General features: G+C 65.2%; 20 protein-coding genes. 2 read left to right on the top strand and 18 right to left on the bottom strand.

Annotated features, from left to right (window positions below):
- Window positions 1-2 precede the first annotated feature (2 nt).
- From SRAA_RS01620 to SRAA_RS01645, 6 genes are all read right to left on the bottom strand, one after another.
- On the bottom strand, window positions 3-1,094 hold the full coding sequence (locus SRAA_RS01620; protein ID WP_029462126.1) for a protein-glutamate methylesterase/protein-glutamine glutaminase: 1,092 nt from the start codon (window positions 1,092-1,094) through the stop codon (window positions 3-5).
- 11 nt (window positions 1,095-1,105) lie between these two features.
- Window positions 1,106-1,732, bottom strand: coding sequence for a chemoreceptor glutamine deamidase CheD (gene cheD / locus SRAA_RS01625; protein WP_029462125.1), 627 nt, complete (start codon window positions 1,730-1,732; stop codon window positions 1,106-1,108).
- Between the two features lie 9 nt (window positions 1,733-1,741).
- Window positions 1,742-2,578, bottom strand: a complete 837-nt coding sequence (locus tag SRAA_RS12390) for a CheR family methyltransferase (RefSeq protein WP_029462124.1) — start codon at window positions 2,576-2,578, stop codon at window positions 1,742-1,744.
- Between the two features lie 39 nt (window positions 2,579-2,617).
- Complete coding sequence (locus tag SRAA_RS01635) at window positions 2,618-4,900, bottom strand: chemotaxis protein CheA (protein WP_045530614.1); 2,283 nt, start codon at window positions 4,898-4,900, stop codon at window positions 2,618-2,620.
- Window positions 4,901-4,965: 65 nt separating this feature from the next.
- Window positions 4,966-5,328 (bottom strand): response regulator, encoded by a 363-nt coding sequence (locus SRAA_RS01640; protein ID WP_029462122.1) that lies wholly within the window; start codon window positions 5,326-5,328, stop codon window positions 4,966-4,968.
- Window positions 5,329-5,379: 51 nt separating this feature from the next.
- Window positions 5,380-5,883, bottom strand: a complete 504-nt coding sequence (locus tag SRAA_RS01645; protein ID WP_231849306.1) for a hypothetical protein — start codon at window positions 5,881-5,883, stop codon at window positions 5,380-5,382.
- A 118-nt stretch (window positions 5,884-6,001) separates the two neighbouring features.
- Here SRAA_RS01645 and SRAA_RS01650 point away from each other — a divergent pair, with 118 nt between their 5' ends.
- Complete coding sequence (locus tag SRAA_RS01650) at window positions 6,002-7,081, top strand: hybrid sensor histidine kinase/response regulator (protein WP_029462120.1); 1,080 nt, start codon at window positions 6,002-6,004, stop codon at window positions 7,079-7,081.
- A gap of 5 nt (window positions 7,082-7,086) precedes the next feature.
- Window positions 7,087-7,716, top strand: a complete 630-nt coding sequence (locus SRAA_RS01655) for a response regulator (RefSeq protein ID WP_045530616.1) — start codon at window positions 7,087-7,089, stop codon at window positions 7,714-7,716.
- A gap of 29 nt (window positions 7,717-7,745) precedes the next feature.
- Here the strand turns inward: SRAA_RS01655 and fliR are convergent, their stop codons facing one another.
- The 12 genes from fliR to fliG form a co-directional block, all read right to left on the bottom strand.
- Window positions 7,746-8,513: a flagellar biosynthetic protein FliR gene (fliR, locus tag SRAA_RS01660; RefSeq protein WP_029462118.1), complete on the bottom strand. Its 768-nt coding sequence runs from the start codon at window positions 8,511-8,513 to the stop codon at window positions 7,746-7,748.
- Between the two features lie 30 nt (window positions 8,514-8,543).
- Window positions 8,544-8,813 (bottom strand): flagellar biosynthesis protein FliQ, encoded by a 270-nt coding sequence (gene fliQ / locus SRAA_RS01665; protein ID WP_029462117.1) that lies wholly within the window; start codon window positions 8,811-8,813, stop codon window positions 8,544-8,546.
- A 31-nt stretch (window positions 8,814-8,844) separates the two neighbouring features.
- Complete coding sequence (gene fliP, locus SRAA_RS01670) at window positions 8,845-9,642, bottom strand: flagellar type III secretion system pore protein FliP (protein ID WP_029462116.1); 798 nt, start codon at window positions 9,640-9,642, stop codon at window positions 8,845-8,847.
- Complete coding sequence (locus tag SRAA_RS11995; RefSeq protein ID WP_052369084.1) at window positions 9,639-10,064, bottom strand: FliO/MopB family protein; 426 nt, start codon at window positions 10,062-10,064, stop codon at window positions 9,639-9,641. The genes fliP and SRAA_RS11995 overlap by 4 nt, the downstream gene beginning before the upstream one ends.
- A gap of 40 nt (window positions 10,065-10,104) precedes the next feature.
- Complete coding sequence (gene fliN, locus SRAA_RS01680) at window positions 10,105-10,509, bottom strand: flagellar motor switch protein FliN (RefSeq protein ID WP_029462114.1); 405 nt, start codon at window positions 10,507-10,509, stop codon at window positions 10,105-10,107.
- Window positions 10,502-11,503, bottom strand: coding sequence for a flagellar motor switch protein FliM (fliM, locus tag SRAA_RS01685; RefSeq protein ID WP_045530618.1), 1,002 nt, complete (start codon window positions 11,501-11,503; stop codon window positions 10,502-10,504). The genes fliN and fliM overlap by 8 nt, the downstream gene beginning before the upstream one ends.
- Before the next feature lie 31 nt (window positions 11,504-11,534).
- Window positions 11,535-12,068: a flagellar basal body-associated FliL family protein gene (locus SRAA_RS01690; protein ID WP_052467441.1), complete on the bottom strand. Its 534-nt coding sequence runs from the start codon at window positions 12,066-12,068 to the stop codon at window positions 11,535-11,537.
- 175 nt (window positions 12,069-12,243) lie between these two features.
- The gene (locus SRAA_RS01695; protein WP_045530620.1) at window positions 12,244-13,494 is read right to left on the bottom strand and encodes a flagellar hook-length control protein FliK; all 1,251 of its coding nucleotides are present in this window, start codon (window positions 13,492-13,494) and stop codon (window positions 12,244-12,246) included.
- Window positions 13,491-13,961 carry a flagellar export protein FliJ gene (fliJ, locus tag SRAA_RS01700; protein WP_029462110.1) on the bottom strand — a complete coding sequence of 157 codons (471 nt, stop codon included), beginning with the start codon at window positions 13,959-13,961 and terminating at the stop codon, window positions 13,491-13,493. The genes SRAA_RS01695 and fliJ overlap by 4 nt, the downstream gene beginning before the upstream one ends.
- Window positions 13,958-15,418: a flagellar protein export ATPase FliI gene (fliI, locus tag SRAA_RS01705; protein ID WP_045530622.1), complete on the bottom strand. Its 1,461-nt coding sequence runs from the start codon at window positions 15,416-15,418 to the stop codon at window positions 13,958-13,960. The genes fliJ and fliI overlap by 4 nt, the downstream gene beginning before the upstream one ends.
- The gene (locus tag SRAA_RS01710) at window positions 15,411-16,118 is read right to left on the bottom strand and encodes a FliH/SctL family protein (protein WP_045530624.1); all 708 of its coding nucleotides are present in this window, start codon (window positions 16,116-16,118) and stop codon (window positions 15,411-15,413) included. Before SRAA_RS01710 ends, fliI begins: the two co-directional genes overlap by 8 nt.
- Entirely contained in the window at window positions 16,105-17,106 is a 1,002-nt protein-coding gene (fliG, locus tag SRAA_RS01715; protein WP_045530626.1) for a flagellar motor switch protein FliG, read from the bottom strand. Before fliG ends, SRAA_RS01710 begins: the two co-directional genes overlap by 14 nt.
- Between the last annotated feature and the right edge of the window lie 19 nt (window positions 17,107-17,125).

Raw genomic sequence — 17,125 nt, forward strand, 5'->3', positions numbered from 1 at the left:
GCTTAGATCCGGTGCCGCACGGCTCCGGCGCTTTGCAGGCGCTCCAGCAGCGCCGGGGCGATGCGCTTGAGCGGCAGCACCTCGCTGGCAGCACCGTGCTGGATGGCCACCTTGGGCATGCCAAAGACCACGCAACTGGCTTCGTCTTGCACGATGTTGTGGCTGCCGGCGTCGAGCATTTCTTTCATGGCCGCACCGCCGTCGCCGCCCATGCCGGTGAGCATGACGCCGATGGCGTTGGGGCCGAGCACGCGCGCGCACGATTTGAACAGCACCTCGACCGAGGGCTTGTGGCGGTTCACCGGCGGCGAGTCATCGACCACCGCCACATAGTTGGCGCCGCTGCGCGCAATTGAAAACTGCTTGCCGCCTGGGGCGATGTAAGCGTGCCCGGGCAGGATGCGCTGCCCATCAACGGCCTCTTGTACGCGGATGCGGCACAGCGAATCGAGCCGCGCCGCAAAGCTGGTGGTAAAGCCCGGCGGCATGTGCTGCGTGATGACGATGCCGGGCGCATCGGCCGGCAGTTCGACCAAAATTTCTTTGATGGCTTCGGTGCCGCCGGTGGAGGCGCCGATGCAGATGATTTTTTCGGTCGAGAGGCGGCCTAGGCTGCTAGGGCGCGGGGCGCCGCTGGCCGTTTCGGGTGCGCGCGCCAAGGTGGGCGTTACCGCAGCGATGTGGCGCGATACGCGGGCCTGGCTGGCAATGCGGATTTTGTCCACGATCTCTTCGCCCAAGGCCTTGAGGCCGCTGCTTACCCCAATGCGCGGTTTGGCCACAAAATCGACCGCCCCCATTTCGAGCGCGCGCAAGGTGGTGTCGGCCCCTTGCTCGGTGAGCGTGGAGACCATGACCACCGGCATTGGGCGCAGCTTCATGAGGCGCGAGAGGAACTCCAGCCCGTCCATTTTGGGCATTTCCACGTCGAGCGTGATCACGTCCGGGTTGAGCTCGCGGATCATTTCGCGCGCCTGCAGCGGGTCGTTGGCGGCGCCTATGCACTGCATATCGCTTTGCTGGTTGATGATCTCGCTCAGCAGGCTGCGCACCAAGGCCGAGTCATCGACCACCACCACTTTGATTTTTGCCATGGGATAAGCAATCAAAACAAATCGACCGAGCCACCGGCCGTGGACTGCACCACCTTGGTGGCCATGCCCTGGCGCTCTTGGGCTTCTAGGGTGTCGGGGTGGGCGTGCGCCAGCCGCTTGACCATGGCCTTGCCACTGACCGGGAAAAACACCACCTTGCGCGGGTAGATGTCGAGCACGTCTTTGGAGACCACCGGAATGCGCTCGGTGGCCAGATAGTCGAGCACGAACTTGGTGTTGCGCTCGCCCACGTTCATGGTGGTAAAGCCCGCAATCACGGCGCCGCCGCCAAACACCTTGGCTTGCATGTACTCGCGCGAAGAGCCTTGCTTGACCAGTTCGTTGATGAGCAGTTCCATGGCGTAGGAGCCGTAGCGGCCCGAGCTGTCGGCGCCACCGTCGGGCAGCATGAAGTGGTTCATGCCCCCGATGCGCAGGCGCGAGTCCCAGATGCAGGCGGCGATGCAGGAGCCGAGCACGGTCATGATGACCAGGTCTTCGTTGGCCACGAAATACTCGCCCGGCAGCACCTTGGCGGCGTTGTACTTGAAGTGCTGGTCGTGAAAGAAAAACGACGCCTCACCCGGTCGGCGGGGGCGGGTTTTGAGGGTCTGCAGGTGTTCGAGGCTGCGGTGCATGGGATGACGTCAGACTTTTTCGTAGATGGTTTTGCCGCGCAAGGCAAAAAGCGTCTTCACGTCGCTGAAGTTTTCGGCGTGTCCGACAAACAAGGCGCCGCCGGGCTTGAGGAGGCGGTGCATGCGCGCGAGCACCTGGCGCTGGGTGGCGTGATCGAAATAGATCATGACGTTGCGGCAAAATACCACGTCAAAGCTCTCGCGCAGGCTCCAGTTGTCTTCGATCAGGTTCAGGGTGAAGAACTCGATGTGGCGCTGCAACTCGGGGCGCACCCGCGCCAGTCCGGCGTTGTCGCCTTTGCCCTTGAGGAAGTACTTTTGCAACTGCGTCTGGCTGAGGTTTTTTAGGCCTTCGAGCTTGTACACCCCACGCGCGCCCGTGGCCAGCACCTTGGTGTCGATGTCGCTGGCCCAGATCCGGAAACGCCCATCCAAGCCGAGCGCATCGGCCAAGGTGATGGCGATCGAGTAGGGCTCCTCGCCGGTGGAGGCGGCCGAGCACCAGATTTTCCAGTCGTGCCCCGGGGGGGCGGCGCGCACCAAGCGTGCCAGCTCTTCGAAGTGGTGGTTTTCGCGGAAAAACGAGGTTAAGTTGGTGGTGAGCGCGTTGACGAAGGCCTGCCATTCGTCGGCATCGCCTTGGCTCTCGAGCCACTGCAAGTAATCAGAAAAACTGCGGTGGCGCGTCTCGCGCAGGCGGCGTGAGATGCGGCTGTAGACCATGGCCTGCTTGCCATCGTGCAGGCTGATGCCGGCGTGGCGGTAGATCAGGTCTTTGATGCGGCGAAAGTCGGACTCGGTCCAGGCGAATTCCCGACTTTGTACGGCCTCGGCTTGGTCTTGCATGTCGCTGTGTAGGGGCTGGGGTATGGGTTTGGATGGGCTTTAGGCCTGGCGCGAGCGCCGCACCAAGGCCGAGGTGTCAAGGATCAGCGAGACCCGGCCGTCGCCCAAAATGGTGGCGCCCGATACGTTGGGCACTTTTTTGTAGTTCGACTCCAGGTTTTTGATCACCACCTGCTGCTGCCCAAGCAGTTCATCGACCATCAGGGCCACGCGCGCCCCGTCGGACTCGACCACCACCATGATGGAGTTGGCCGATTCGTCGGCGCGTGGGCGCGGCACGCCAAAGGTGCGGTCGGTTTTGATCACCGGCATGTACTCTTCGCGCACCTTGACCAGTTGCGAGTTTTGCGCCACCGTGTTGATGGTGTTGGACTCGACTTGGAACGATTCCACCACCGACGACAGCGGCAGGATGTAGACCTCGTCGGAGACGCGCACCGTCATGCCGTCCATGATGGCCAGCGTGAGCGGCAGCCGCACCTTGACGCTCATGCCAAAGCCCTCGGCCGAATCGAGCTCGACCGTGCCGCCCAGGGATGAGATGTTTTTCATCACCACGTCCATGCCGACGCCGCGGCCCGAGACGTCGGTGACCACGTCGGCAGTGGAAAATCCGGGCGCGAAAATCAGCTGCCAGACTTCCTGGTCGCTCATGTCGTCGGGGGCGTGGATGCCTTTGGCGCGCGCTTTTTCGATCAGCTTGGGGCGCGACAGGCCCTTGCCGTCGTCGCGCACCTCAATCAGGATCGAGCCGCCCTGGTGCGCCGCGCTCAGGGTGATGGTGCCGGTTTCGGGCTTGCCACGCGCCACGCGATCGGCCGGCAGCTCGATGCCGTGGTCGCAACTGTTGCGAATGAGGTGGGTGAGGGGGTCGGTGATTTTCTCGATCAGGCCCTTGTCGAGTTCGGTGGCTTCGCCTTGGGTGACGAGTTCGACCTTTTTGCCCAGCTTGCTGGCAAGGTCACGCAACATGCGCGGGAAGCGGCTAAAGACGACCGACATCGGGATCATGCGGATCGACATGATCGATTCTTGCAAGTCGCGCGTGTTGCGTTCCAAGTCGGCCAAGCCGGCCAGCAGCTGCTGGTTGAGCGTGGAGTCGAGGGCGCGGCTGTTTTGCGCCAGCATGGCTTGGGTGATGACGAGCTCGCCGACTTGGTTGATGAGCTGGTCGATCTTGCTGACCGAGACGCGCAGCGTGGTGGCCTCGGGCTGGGCGGCGGCAGCGGCGGCAGCCACTGGGCGGGTGGATTTGGCCGCTTCGGCAGGCTTGGAACCGGGTTCGGTGGCGGCAGCGCCGGTATTTGGCCCCTCGTGCAGCAGCTCCTGGGCGTGGCTTTGCGGCGTGACCCGGTTGCCTAGGGCGCCGGCAAACAGGCCGTAGCCCTGCACCAGGTCGGGTTCGGGCACTACGGTTCCGCTGGCCGTGACGCTGCTGCCCGGCACCGGGCTGCCCGGTGCGCCGGCAAACAGGCCGTAGCCCTGCTCGATCACGTCGCTGGGGGTGTCGGGGGCGGCAGCGGCTGGGCTGGCGGCTTGCAGGCGGATGGCGTCTTTGGCGACGTGGAAGGCGAACAGGTCGAGCAGCTCGGCGTCGCTGCTGGTGGTGTGGATGTCGTAGATGCGGCAGCCGCCCTCGTCGCGCTCGGCGGTGATGTGGCCTAGGCCCACGATGTCGCGGAATAAATCTTTGATGGGGTCGGCTTGGGCGGTGTCGCTCAAGGGGCCGATGCGGGCTTGCAAGCTGCGCTCGACGCCGGCAGCCGAGGCAGCCGGCATGCCGCCGAAGGACGCCGGTGCGGGGGCTGGTGCAGGGGCTGGTGCGGGGGCTGGTGCGGGGGCTGGTGCGGGGGCTGGTGCGGGGGCTGGTGCGGGGGCTGGTGCGGGGGCTGGTGCAGGGGCTGCCGCAACCGGTGCCGCGCCGCTGGCCAGCACGCGGATGCGCTGCACCAAGCCAGCGGTTTCGGGTACCGCGGCGCTCGAGCCTTGATGCCGGGCCAGCAGGCCCTTGAGGGCGTCGGACGATTCCAGCAGCACATCGACCATGGGCGCTGTGGGCTTGAGCTCGTGGCGGCGCAATTTGTCGAGCAGGCCCTCCATTTGGTGCGTGAGCTCGGCCACGTCTTCGAAACCAAAGGTGGCGGCACCGCCCTTGATCGAGTGGGCGCAGCGAAAGATCGCATTGAGCTCTTCGTCATCGACCGTTTCAAGGTCGAGGTTGAGCAGTTGCTGCTCCATCTGTTCTAGGTTCTCACCGGCTTCTTCAAAGAAGATCTGGTAGAACTGGGTCAGGTCGAAGCCGTCGTTTTTCGCGTCTGCCATGGTCGGTCGAGTCTCGTTCGGGGCGGAAAAAGTGGGGAAGGCGGTGCGAAGCCAGCGCGCAGGGGTCAGACGATCACTTTGCGGATGACCTCGATCAGGCGTGCCGGGTCAAAAGGTTTGACCAACCAGCCGGTGGCTCCGGCAGCGCGCCCAGCCTGCTTCATCTGGTCGCTCGATTCGGTGGTGAGGATGAGGATGGGGGTCTGCTTGAAATGGGGGTGCTCGCGCAGCTTGCGCGTCAGGCCGATGCCATCGAGGCGCGGCATGTTCTGGTCGGTGAGCACGAGGTCGAACGGTTGTTTTTCGGCTTTCTCGAACGCATCGACGCCGTCGACGGCCTCCACCACTTTGAAGCCGGCGCTGGCGAGCGTAAATGAAACCATCTTGCGCATAGAGGCCGAATCGTCGACGGCAAGGATCGAATGCATGGAGGTACCTTGTTAATTTTGGGGGGAGGGTGGCAGGGTGCGGCGCAGCGCCTAGAACAGTTCGATCGAGCCGGCGTCCATTTCGCTTTGCGTCACCGGGTTGGGGTTGCGGGGCATGTGCGTGACCACCATGCCGGCTTCGTTTTCGTCGGGCTCGAGCGCTTGGTCGGCCAAAATATAGGCGCAACCTTTGAGCATTTTGCCAATGTGCACCAGTAGCTGCGAGGACATGTCATGAAACTGCAGCTCGGTCACAGAGGCGTGCAGGCTGCTTTGCAACTCGGCCTTGAGGGCCCCCTCGGGCATTTGCTCGGCGCTCTGCAAGGCGGCATTGAAGCGGTCCAGCAGGTTGGCGGTGGCGTGGTCGAGCAGGCCTTCAAGGCGCTTGAGGTCGTTCATGGCCACCAGCAACGAGTCTTGCAAGTCGGCCACCACCGACACCGGGATCTCGACCAACGGTTCGTCGCTGGGGGCGCTGGGCAAGGCCTCGACCGTGGTGTATTCCTCGCGCGGCCAGCGGCGCTGTTCGTGCGAGGTGGGTGCGGGTGTGTGCATGATGGCGAGCAAAAGGGCAATGTACTCGTTGAAGTTTATCAATCTGGCGCATCTTAGCCTGAAAATTCCAGCTTTAGCGCCTGTGCAAGTTTAGACTCGGGTCTAGAGGCACCCTGTTTTGAACCCTTTGCATCTGCTCCACCTCGAGGACAACCCCGCCGACCACGAATTGGTGCGGCGTTGCTTGGTGCGCGCCGAGTTCGAGGTGCGGCTGACCTTGGTCGAAACCATGGCCGACTTTGAGTCGGCGCTGCGGCAGGGCGAGGCGGACGCGGTGCTGGCCGATTACCATTTGGCCGGTTTTTGCGGCATGCAAGCGTGGGACTGGCTGCAGCAGCAAGGGCTGGAGCTGCCCTTCCTCATCGTCTCGGGGGCCATCGGCGAGGCCACGGTGGCCGATGCGCTGCTGCGCGGGGTGAGCGACTACGTCGATAAAAACCGGCTGGCGCGCCTGCCCACGGCCTTGCAGCGGGCACTGGAGCTGCACGCCAGCCGGCGCACGCAGGCGCAGGCGCAGGCCGAGCTGGCGGAATCGCGCCGCCGCTTGGTGGACTTGACCGAGCATTTGCAGCTTGGGCTGGAGCGCGAGCGCGCCGACATTGCGCGCGAAATCCACGACGACATCGGCGGCGCGCTGGCGGCGCTCAAGCTCGATCTGGCGTGGCTGGGGCGGCATCTGCCGCAGCCCGAGGCCCAGGCGCATGTGCGCGCGGCGCTCGAAATGGCCGAGCATGCGCTGCTGGCCAGCCAGCGCCTGATGCGCAACTTGCGGCCGGCGGTGCTGGACCAGGGTTTGGAGCCGGCCTTGCAATGGCTGGTGCGCACCTTTGCCGAGCGCACCGGGTTGGCGCTGCGGCTCGAAGGTGGTTTGCGTTTGCCAGTCGAGCCGCAGCTGGCGATGGTGGTTTACCGCACCGCGCAAGAGGCGCTCACCAACGTGCTCAAGCACGCGCAGGCGCGCAGCGTGCGGCTGGAGTTGAGCGACCTCGAAGGCGTGCTCACGCTGGAGGTGAGCGACGACGGCTGCGGTGCCAGCGCCGCCGATCTGGCCAAGCTGCAATCCTTTGGCCTGCTGGGCTTGCGCGAGCGCGCCCAAGGGGCCGGCGGCTGGCTCGATGTGGCCACGGCACCGGGCCAGGGCATGACGCTGATCCTTTCCTTGCCCTTGAATGGGACCAAGGCCGCTGACTGGGAATAAATGCCATGATCAAAGTCATACTGTGCGATGACCACGCCATGTTGCGCCGCGGTGTGCGCGACACGCTGGCCGAGGCGACCGACATCCGCGTCATTGGCGAGGCCGACGGCTACGCCAGCCTGCGCGAGCTGCTGCGCCAACAGCGCCCGGATGTGCTGCTGCTCGACGTCGATCTGCCCGGGCGCAGCGGGCTGGAGATTTTGGCCGTGTTGCAGCAAGAAGAGGGGCCGCTGCGCACGCTCATGGTTTCCATGTACCCCGAAGACCAGTACGCGCTGCGCTGCCTCAAGGCCGGGGCCATGGGCTACCTGAACAAGGGTGGCGACCCGGCGGCCTTGATCACCGCCGTGCGCACGGTGGCGCAGGGGCGCAAATACCTGCCGCCCGAGGTGGCCGAGCTGCTGGCCAAGCACTTGAGCGCGCCCGAATCGGCGCAGTTGCACGACAGCCTGTCAGAGCGCGAGTTGCAGACGCTGTGCAAAATCGCGACGGGCAAAAAGCTGGCGCAGATCGCCCAAGAGCTGATGATCAGCCCCAAAACCGTGAGCGTCTACCGGGCCCGGACGCTGGAAAAGCTGGGCTTGAGCAACAACGCCGAACTCACGGTGTACGCGATCCGCAACCAGTTGGTTTGACCCCGCGCCGGCGGGGTTTGCTGCGCGGCTCAACCGGCCAAGAACAAGTCGGTAACGACGCGCATGAGTTGCAGCACCGGCTGATCGAGCAGCGGCAACGTAAAGGCGATGCCCACCAGACCCACTGAGAGCGTGAGCGGAAAGCCGATGGCGAATACGTTCATTTGCGGCGCGATGCGCGTGATGATGCCCAGCACCACGTTGACGAACAGCAGCATGCCGATCATGGGCAGGGCGATCCACAGGCCGTAGTAAAAAATCAGCCCTCCCAGTTCGTGCAGGCGCATGGTCTGCACCACCGCCAGCATGTCGCCCCCCACCGGGAAGGTGTGAAAGCTCGCGGCCACCGCCATGATCAGCATCAGATGCCCGTTCATGACCACGAACAGCAGCATGGTGATGTTGCCAAAGTAGCGCCCGACCGGGCTCGACTGCGCGTTGGTGGCCGGATCGAAAAAGCCGGCGAAATTGAGCCCCATCTGCAAGCCAATGATCTCGCCCGCCATTTCCACCGCGGCAAAGACGATGCGCACCGCCAGCCCGATCGAGACGCCGATGGCGATTTGCTGGATCACCGCGCCCAGCGCCTCGGGGCTGGTGAGCGAGAGCATGGGCGGTTCGGGCAGCGCCGGCTGGATGCAGACCGCGATCAGAAAGGCCAGCGCCACCTTGAGGCGCATGGGCACCGAACGCGAAGAAAAGATCGGGGCGCTGGCAAAGACGCCGAGCACGCGCAGAAAAGGCCAGAAGATGGGCGCCACCCAGGCCATGATCTGGGCCTCGGTGAAAGTGATCATGGGGGCGTCCACGTGCCGTTGCCCCGTGCCCTAGATTGCGTACTCGGGGATCGAGAGCAGGATGCGGCGCAAAAAATCGACCAGCGTGGTCAGCATCCACGGCCCCGAGATCGCAAACACCACCACCGCCGCCACGATCTTGGGCACGAAAGAGAGCGTGGCCTCGTTGATCTGCGTCAGGGCCTGAAACAGGCTCACCACCAGCCCGACCACCAAAATCACCCCCAGCAGCGGCGCTGAGACGGCCAGCAGGATGAAGAGCGCGTTTTGACCGATGGTGAGTACGGCTTGGGCGTCCATGTTATTTTTATCAGATTTGACCGGACGGGCGCTAGACCACGAAACTCGCCGCGAGCGAGCCGATCAGCAGGTTCCAGCCGTCGGCGAGCACGAACAGCATGAGCTTGAAGGGCAGCGCCACCAGCACCGGCGAGAGCATCATCATGCCCAGCGACATGAGTACGCTGGCCACGATCAGGTCGATCACCAGAAACGGGATAAAGATCAAGAAGCCGATCATGAAGGCGGTTTTGAGCTCGCTGATCACGAAGGCCGGCACCAGCACCCGAAAGGGGGCGGTTTGCACGGTCACGCTTTCGTCCAAGCCGGCCAGGTTGGCAAACATGAGGAAGTCGGCTTGGCGGGTTTGCTTGGTCATGAACTCGCGCATCGGCGCTTCGGCGCGCTGCACCGCTTGCTCAAAGCTGATTTCGCCCCGGGTAAAGGGTTGGTAGGCTTCGGCGTGCACGCGGTCCAGCGTGGGGGCCATGACGAACAAGGTGAGAAACAGCGCCAGCCCGACCAGCACCTGGTTGGGGGGCGCCGCCTGCGTGCCCAGCGCCATGCGCAGCAGCGAGAGCACGATGATGATGCGGGTGAAGGCCGTCATCATGAGCAGCACCGCCGGCAAGAACGAGAGCGCGGTGAAGAACAGCAGGGTCTGGATGGGCACCGAAAAGCTGGTGCCGCCCGCGCCTTGGCCGATCAGAATCGGGAAGCTGCCCGGCGGTGCGGCGGCAGGTGGCACCGGGGCCCCTTGCGCCCACGCCAGAGCGCCGCCACCCAGCAGCAATCCCGCCAGCGCAGCCAAGCCCAGCGGCCGCCCCAGCCGGATCAGGGCAGCCTTCATGGGCGCGGCTCCGAGGCGGGCGGCGGCCCTGCGCCTAGAGATCGGGCCACCTTTTGGTACAGGGTTTCGGGGGCTGGCTGGGCCACCGAGGGCGTGGCGGGGGCGAAGGGGGCGGGGCCGGATGCGGATGACGCTGGTGCAGCGGCTGCGCCCACGAGGCGTTGCGTGTGCAGGGCACTGATGTGCTGCGGTGTCACGCCCAGCGTGAGCTGCACCGGGCCGTCGGGGCCGTTGACTTCGACCACCACCACACGCTGCTGGGGCCCCACCATGAGCTGCGACACCAGACGCAAATCGGCACCCAAGCCGCTGCCTGAGGGGGCGATGCGCTTGCGCATCCAATGCACGCCCCAGGCCAGCAGCACCATGACCAACAGCAGGCCGAGCGCCGGCAACATGGCGGTGAAAATTGACTGGTTCATGGCCTGAAACGAGCGGGCGCAGTGATGGGGCGCTGCGGCATCAGTTGCGGCTCAGGCGGCGCAGCCGCTCGGAGGGGGTGACGATGTCGGTCAGGCGGATGCCGAACTTTTCGTTCACCACCACCACCTCGCCTTGGGCGATCAGGTAGCCGTTGACGAGCACGTCCATGGGTTCGCCAGCCAGCGCGTCGAGTTCGACGATCGAGCCCTGCGCCAGTTGCAAAATGTATTTGATCGGCACCTTGGTGCGGCCCAGTTCGACCGAGAGCTGCACCGGGATGTCGAGCACCATCGAGATGTCGTTCGGGCTGTTGACGGCGCTGCCGGGGCTGGCGTCAAAGTGCGGGGCACCGGCGCTGAGGTCGTCGTTCACGCCCTTGCTGCTTTGCTCTTGCAAGGCCTGGGCCCAGTCGTCGGCCATGGATTCGGGGGTTTCGTCAGTCATGCTTGTCTCCATGCCAGGTGCTGGCTTGTTCGCGCCGCAATTGCACCACTTTGAGGGCGTATTTGCCGTTGTGGGTGCCGTATTCGGCCTGCAACACCGGCACCCCATCGACGCGGGCATCGATCACGCGCTCGCGTTCCAGTTCGATGAAGTCGCCCACTTTCATGGCCAGCAGTTGCTCGACCGTGGTGCGGGTGCGCGCCAGTTCGGCGCAGAGTTCGATTTCGGCGGCCTGGATTTCTTGGCCCAGCAGCCGCACCCAGCGCCGATCCACCTCCATCGAGTCGCCTTGCGAGGTGGAGTAGAGCAGGTCGCGAATCGGCTCCAGCGTGGCGTAGGGGATGCACAGGTGCAGCGAGCCGGTGATGTCGCCGATTTCGAGCGAAAAACTGGTGCTGACCACGATCTCGCTCGGGGTGGCGATGTTGGCAAACTGGGGCTGCATCTCGGAGCGCTGATAGACCAGTTCGAGCGGATAGACGCCCTTCCAGGCTTTTTTGTACTCCTCCGACACCACCTCGACCAGCCGGTTGATGACGCGTTGCTCGGTGGGCGAAAAATCGCGCCCTTCGATGCGGGTGTGAAACTTGCCGTTGCCGCCAAACAGGCTGTCGATGACGCCAAACAGCAGCGTGGGCTCGCACACGATCATGCCCGAGCCGCGCAGCGGGCGCACCGCCATGATGTTGAAGTTGGCGGGCACCACCAGCTCGCGCAGGAACATGCTGTACTTTTGCACCTGCACCGTACCGACCGAGATTTCGGGGCTGCGCCGGATCAGGTTGAACAAGCCAACGCGCAGGTTGCGGGCAAAGCGCTCGTTGATCACCTCCATGGTGGGCATGCGCCCACGCACGATGCGCTCTTGCTTGGACAGGTCGTAGCCGCGCACCGCGCCCGAGTCAATCTCGTCTTTGGCGAGTTTTTGGCTCTCGCCCGTGACACCCTCGAGCAGGGCGTCGATCTCGTCTTGGGACAGGAATGCGTCGCTCATGGTGCGGCTTAAATTCGGTCGAGCCGGCGGCTTACTGGACGATCAGGCTGGTGAACAACACCGCCTGCACCGGGCTGGGGGTGGTGCCTTGGTCGGGCAAGCCGGTGGTCTGGCGGATCATGCCCAGCATGTCGGCGGCCAGCGCGTCTTTGCCCGCCGGCGTCAGCAGCTCGGCAGCGGTGCGCTGCGAGGCCAGACGCAGCATGCCGTTGCGGATCGCGGGCATGAAGGCCGTGAGCCGGTCGGCGGTGGCCGAGTCGGCCAACTGCACCGAGATGCCGATTTGGGCAAAGCGCATGGCTCCCGGATCGGCCAGGTTGACCACCATGTTTTCCAATGGCATGAAGGTGGGTGGGGCGGCCGGGGCAGCGAGTTGCACCACCGGCTGGCCATCGGCGTCAAGTTCTTCTGCGGCCGGCTGAAACATCATCAGAGCCACCAAAATGGCAACCCCCACCAGCACGACGGCCACCACGGCAGCCAGGATGATGAGGAGCAGCTTCTTGCTCTTGGGTTTGGCGGGTGCAGCGTCGGGGGCAGCGGGTGCCGGAGGTTTTGCGGCCATGGTTTTGCCTTCTGTTCAAATACATCTGCCTAGGCAGTGCCGACCGATTCGGACGGCTGTATTGTGTCATGCCGATTGTGTGAGCAATCGGCGCCGGCTTGAGTCAGAAAAGCAGGCGTGGAGGCCTGCTTTTTGGATTTTTAAGGGGCTTGCGCGGTGCCGCCGGTGTCGGCTGTTAGGCGTAGACGCTCAAGCCGGCGCGACCGCTGGCCGGCTGCAGCACCAGCGACGGCGGCTCGGCGGCAGGGGTTTCGGTGACTTCGGCGCGCGCGCTGCTCGCCTGAGGGCGCTGCGCCGTGGAGCGGTCGGATTGGCCCGAGGCGCGTGAACCAATCGAAAGACCGGCCAGTTCGAGTCCGTTTTGGCCCAACATCTCGGACAAGGCCTCTTGGGCTTGGCTGCGCAGGCTCTCGCGCAGTTGTTCGTCGTTGGTGAGAAAGTCGAGTTGGGCTTGTTGGCCATCGAGCTTGATCTCGATTTCCAGGGTTTGATGCAGGCCCTCGTGCAGCAACAGGTTGGCCCGTTTGACCTGCCCCGCCAACCAGAAGCTGATTTGTTGCCCCAGCGGTTCCCAAACGGCATCCAGCCCTTGGGCCGTGGCCTGCTCGAGCAGGTGGCTGAAGTCTGCGTCGGCCTTGGCCGCTTCGGTGCCGGTGCCCGAGGCGGTCGGGCTTTCCACCAAGGTGCGGGCTGCATCGCCGCCACGCGCTCCTTGCCCCGAGCCTTCGCGCGCACTCGACTCTCCGCGTGCGCCGGCGGTGAGGGCGGCAAGCAAAGCGCCGGCGTCGGATTCGTCCGCGATGCCCTGGGCGGCAGCCGAGGCCGAGCCAGCCGCTGCGCCGGCTCCGGCTGCGTAAGGGTTCGGCGCCAATGCGGCTGCCGGGCGCGGGTAGAGGCTGGCTTGGCCCGCTGGGCCGGGTGCCAGCTCGGCGGCGGCTGGTGAAGCAGCCAAGTGGGTGGGTTTGGCGCGCGCCTTGGCGACGGTGGAAACCCAAGGGCTTGTGGTCTGTGGCTGCGCCGCAGCGGGGGCGGCTTTGCTGCTTGCTGCGTCTGCTGTGCCGATGCCGTTAGGGGTTGATGGCTCGGCGGGGCTGTTACTGGGTGTGCCATGGCTGGGTGTGGCCACGGCATTGGCCTCAAAGCGGGGTGGGGGCGAGGTGGAACTGGGTGGCTGGGGAGTTGTTGGCCCCAATGGGAAGGTTGGGGTGGGGGCGTCGCAGGCGGCGGAGGTGTGCTCAGCAGCGGGGTGGGTGATGTTTTGAGGCAAAGGGTTGCGCGCTTGGCTGTCGTCGGCAGCGAGCAACAAGGCGGCAAAGAAGTCGGCAGGGGCGGTGGTTGGTGCGTGCGCGGCTGCGGCGCCTGCAGCGGGCAGGCGGCGCGGGTTGGGCTCAGGTGCGCGTGGGGCTGCCGGGGCGTCGGTTCTCATGGGTTCGATCTCCAAGGGTGCAAATCGGCGTGCAAGCGGTGTTGCACGGCGGCCATTTCGTCGTTGGATTTTTGCTCTTGGCGCTGCTGTTGCAGCAGCCATGCTTGGTGGCGGCGCTGCTGAAACTTGCGCAGGCTGGCCAGTTCGCGCTCAGCTTGCATGACGTGTTGCTGGCACTGCTGCAGCCGCTGCGCAATCTGTTGCAACACCTCTTGTTGAAAGGCTTGGGCGTGGTCGAGCCGGCCCATGAACACCCGGTGGGTGTGCAGTTGCACACCATCGAAGCCCTGTGCGGAGCGCTCGCTCCAGCGCAAGCCGGTTTCGGCGCTGTAGCCTTGCAACTGGTTGAACTGCAGCAGCGCCTGGCGTTGTTCTTGTTGCAGTTGTGCCAGTGCCTGCAAAGCCAGGTCGCGCTTGCGCTGCGCGACGTCGATCACCAGCGACAAATCGTGGGCGGGGGCTTTCATGGCTGCGTTGGGTGGAGGTGGCTGGCCCGCGTGGCGTGGGCTTCGCCGATGGCCTCGGCCAGTTGCTGCACGCTGGCCTCGAACGGGGCTTGTTCGCGCATGTCCTGCATCAGAAAATGCTGCAGGGCGGGAAAGAGGGCGATGGCGCGGTCGGTCTCGGGGTCGCTGCCTGCGGCGTAGGCACCGAGCTGGATCAGGTCGCGGCTTTTTTGGTAGCGCGCATAGAGCTGGCGGTAGCGCCGCGCCCACTGCTGGTGCGTGGCGCTGGTGACGTTGTGCATCACGCGCGAGGCCGAGGCTTCGATGTCGATGGCCGGGTAGATGCCCGACTCGGCCATGCTGCGCGAGAGCACGATGTGGCCGTCCAGTATGGCGCGGGCGGCGTCGGCGATCGGGTCTTGCTGGTCGTCGCCCTCCGAGAGCACGGTGTAAAACGCGGTGATGGAGCCCTTGCCCTGCGCCGCGTTGCCGCTGCGCTCGACCAGTTGCGGCATTTTGGCAAAGCAGCTCGGGGGGTAGCCCTTGGTGGCGGGCGGCTCGCCGATGGCCAAGGCGATTTCGCGCTGCGCCATGGCGTAGCGGCTGAGCGAGTCCATCAGCAGCAGCACGTCGAGCCCGTCGTCGCGAAAGCGCTCGGCGATGGCCGTGGCGTAGTGCGCGCCCTGCAGGCGCAGCAGCGGCGGCAGGTCGGCCGGGGCGGCCACCACCACCGAGCGCGCCAGTCCATCAGCCCCGAGGATGTCTTCGATGAATTCTTTCACCTCGCGGCCGCGCTCGCCGATCAGGCCAACCACGATCACGTCGGCGCGGGTGAAGCGCGCCATCATGCCCAGCAGCACGCTTTTGCCGACACCGGAGCCGGCAAAGAGCCCGATGCGCTGGCCACGCCCGACGGTGAGCAAGGCGTTGATGGCGCGCACCCCGGTGTCGAGCGGCTGGCGCACCGGGGCGCGCTCCATGGCGTTGATGGGGCTGCGCTCCAGCGGCTCGACCACGACCGCGCGCAAGGGCCCCTGGTGATCGAGCGGATGCCCGTGCGAATCGACCACCCGGCCCAGCAGCCCGCCCCCAAGCGGCAGCCGCAGCACGCCGCGGTCGTTGGGCGGCAGGGGCTTGAAAGGGTCGCCCAAGCGCAGTTGCGGCCGGTAGGGAGGCAATTGGCGCACCCGTGCGCCGCTGGCCAGCCCCTGCACGTCGCCGGCCGGCATCAGGTAGGCGCGGTCAGCGTTGAAGCCCACCACCTCGGCCAGCACCGCGCTGTCGGGCTCGCCGGGGGTGTCGATCACGCATTGCGAGCCCACGGGCGCACGCACGCCCTGGGCTTCGAGCACCAAACCGGCTAGGCGCACCAGCCGGCCGCTGGTTTCGAGCGCGGTGTGCTGGGTGGCCGCCTGGTGCGCCAGTGCCATGAAGGCTTGCCAGCGCGGCGGTAGGTCTGGGGCTTGGGGCTCAGACATCGGCTTGCCCGCCGGGTTGCCAGGGCGGCTCCAGCCCCAAGTTGGCCACCGCGCGCTGCCAGCGTTGTTCCAGCCGCGCATCGACGCCGCCATGGGCGCATTCCACCACGCAGTCGCCCGGGCTCAGGGTGGGGTCGGGCTGCACCTGCACTGGCCTGCCGTGCGCCTCCAGCGCCGCATGCTCAGCCAGCAGGGCGGCATCCAGCGGGTGCAGGCGCAGAGTGGCCGGGCGGCCGTCGTCGATCAGCAAAGCCAGCGCTTCTTGGGCCACGCTGCGCAAGGGCGGCAGCGGGGTGCTGAGCTCACGCCGCACCACCTGGCGCGCCAATTCACAGGCCAATTGCAACACCTGTTCGGCCAGCGCCTGTTCGAGCCGATCAAAACCCGCTTGTGCCTGATGCAGCAGGGTTGCCACCCGTTCCGCCTGTTCGCGTTGCGTCAGCAGGGTTTGCTCCTGCAATTCGAGCCGCGTTTGTGCGGCGCCTTTAAGCTGGCCAGCCTCGAAGCCCGCGTCCCACGCCTGTTGGCGCAAGGCCTGCTCTTGCTGTGTCTGGTGCAGATCTTCTTGCGCCTGTGCCTCGGGGGTGGGGTGGCGCTGGGCTTGTCCGTCGATGGGGCCAAACTGCACCGCTGCCACCTCGAGCACTTCCTCGCGTGGGATGAAGCGCTGATAGTGCGAGGCGCGGCTAGACGAAGGCATCGTCGCCTCCGCCGCCAATCGAAATCTGGCCCTCGTCAGACAAGCGGCGCACCACCTTGAGGATTTCTTTTTGCTGCGCCTCGACTTCGGACAGCCGCACCGGCCCGCGCGATTCCAGGTCTTCTTTGAGCGCTTCGGCGGCGCGGCTCGACATATTGCCGAGGATTTTCTCTTTCAGCTCGCTGCTGGCGCCTTTGAGGGCGATCACCAGCGCGTCGGATGACACCTCTTTGAGCACCATCTGCATGGCCTTGTTGTCGAGCTTGTTCACGTCCTCGAAGGTGAACATCTTGTCCATGATTTTTTGTGCCAGATCGGGGTCGGACTCGCGGATCGAGTCAACCACGGTGGTCTCTAGGCTGGTGCCGAGCAGGTTGATGATCTCGGCCGCCGCCTTGACGCCGCCCAGTGAGCTCTTGCGGATTTTGTCGCCGCCCGCCAGCACCTGGTAGAGCGCTTCGTTGAGGTCTTTGAGGGCCATCGGCTGGATGCCCTCCATGGTGGCGATGCGCAGCATGACGTCATTGCGGGTGCGCTCGGTGAAATACTTGAGCACGCTGGCGGCGTGGTCTTGGTCGAGGTGCACCAAAATGGCGGCCAGAATTTGCGGGTGCTCGTTGCGCAGCAGCTCGGCCACCGAACTGGGGTCCATCCATTTCAGGCTCTCGATGCCCGAGACATCGCCCCCTTGCAGGATGCGGTCGATCAGCAACGAGGCCTTGTCGTCGCCCAGCGCGCGCCTGAGCACGGCGCGCACGTAGTTGTCGGTGTCCGAGACCAGCAGGCTTTGCGAGGCCGCCTCAGCGGTGAACTTGTCGACCACGCCATCGACCTTGTCTTTGCTGACGGCGCGCATGCGCGCAATCGTCTCGCCCAGGCGTTGTACCTCTTTGGGAGAGAAATGCTTGAACACCTCGGCCGCTTCCTCTTCGCCGAGCGACATGAGGAAGATGGCCGCGTCCTGCAGTCCGTCGTCGCTGTCAGCCATTGCGCGTTACCTTTGGGCT

Source organism: Serpentinimonas raichei (genome assembly GCF_000828895.1).
GTDB classification, from domain to species: domain Bacteria; phylum Pseudomonadota; class Gammaproteobacteria; order Burkholderiales; family Burkholderiaceae_C; genus Serpentinimonas; species Serpentinimonas raichei.

Bases quoted from the DNA above. Each gene is read 5' to 3' on its own strand.
- SRAA_RS01620 (WP_029462126.1), bottom strand. From the start codon at position 1,094: ATGGCAAAAATCAAAGTGGTGGTGGTCGATGACTCGGCCTTGGTGCGC.
- cheD (WP_029462125.1), bottom strand. From the start codon at position 1,732: ATGCACCGCAGCCTCGAACACCTGCAGACCCTCAAAACCCGCCCCCGC.
- SRAA_RS12390 (WP_029462124.1), bottom strand. From the start codon at position 2,578: ATGCAAGACCAAGCCGAGGCCGTACAAAGTCGGGAATTCGCCTGGACC.
- SRAA_RS01635 (WP_045530614.1), bottom strand. From the start codon at position 4,900: ATGGCAGACGCGAAAAACGACGGCTTCGACCTGACCCAGTTCTACCAG.
- SRAA_RS01640 (WP_029462122.1), bottom strand. From the start codon at position 5,328: ATGCATTCGATCCTTGCCGTCGACGATTCGGCCTCTATGCGCAAGATG.
- SRAA_RS01645 (WP_231849306.1), bottom strand. From the start codon at position 5,883: ATGCACACACCCGCACCCACCTCGCACGAACAGCGCCGCTGGCCGCGC.
- SRAA_RS01655 (WP_045530616.1), top strand. From the start codon at position 7,087: ATGATCAAAGTCATACTGTGCGATGACCACGCCATGTTGCGCCGCGGT.
- fliR (WP_029462118.1), bottom strand. From the start codon at position 8,513: ATGATCACTTTCACCGAGGCCCAGATCATGGCCTGGGTGGCGCCCATC.
- fliQ (WP_029462117.1), bottom strand. From the start codon at position 8,813: ATGGACGCCCAAGCCGTACTCACCATCGGTCAAAACGCGCTCTTCATC.
- fliP (WP_029462116.1), bottom strand. From the start codon at position 9,642: ATGAAGGCTGCCCTGATCCGGCTGGGGCGGCCGCTGGGCTTGGCTGCG.
- SRAA_RS11995 (WP_052369084.1), bottom strand. From the start codon at position 10,064: ATGAACCAGTCAATTTTCACCGCCATGTTGCCGGCGCTCGGCCTGCTG.
- fliN (WP_029462114.1), bottom strand. From the start codon at position 10,509: ATGACTGACGAAACCCCCGAATCCATGGCCGACGACTGGGCCCAGGCC.
- fliM (WP_045530618.1), bottom strand. From the start codon at position 11,503: ATGAGCGACGCATTCCTGTCCCAAGACGAGATCGACGCCCTGCTCGAG.
- SRAA_RS01690 (WP_052467441.1), bottom strand. From the start codon at position 12,068: ATGGCCGCAAAACCTCCGGCACCCGCTGCCCCCGACGCTGCACCCGCC.
- SRAA_RS01695 (WP_045530620.1), bottom strand. From the start codon at position 13,494: ATGAGAACCGACGCCCCGGCAGCCCCACGCGCACCTGAGCCCAACCCG.
- fliJ (WP_029462110.1), bottom strand. From the start codon at position 13,961: ATGAAAGCCCCCGCCCACGATTTGTCGCTGGTGATCGACGTCGCGCAG.
- fliI (WP_045530622.1), bottom strand. From the start codon at position 15,418: ATGTCTGAGCCCCAAGCCCCAGACCTACCGCCGCGCTGGCAAGCCTTC.
- SRAA_RS01710 (WP_045530624.1), bottom strand. From the start codon at position 16,118: ATGCCTTCGTCTAGCCGCGCCTCGCACTATCAGCGCTTCATCCCACGC.
- fliG (WP_045530626.1), bottom strand. From the start codon at position 17,106: ATGGCTGACAGCGACGACGGACTGCAGGACGCGGCCATCTTCCTCATG.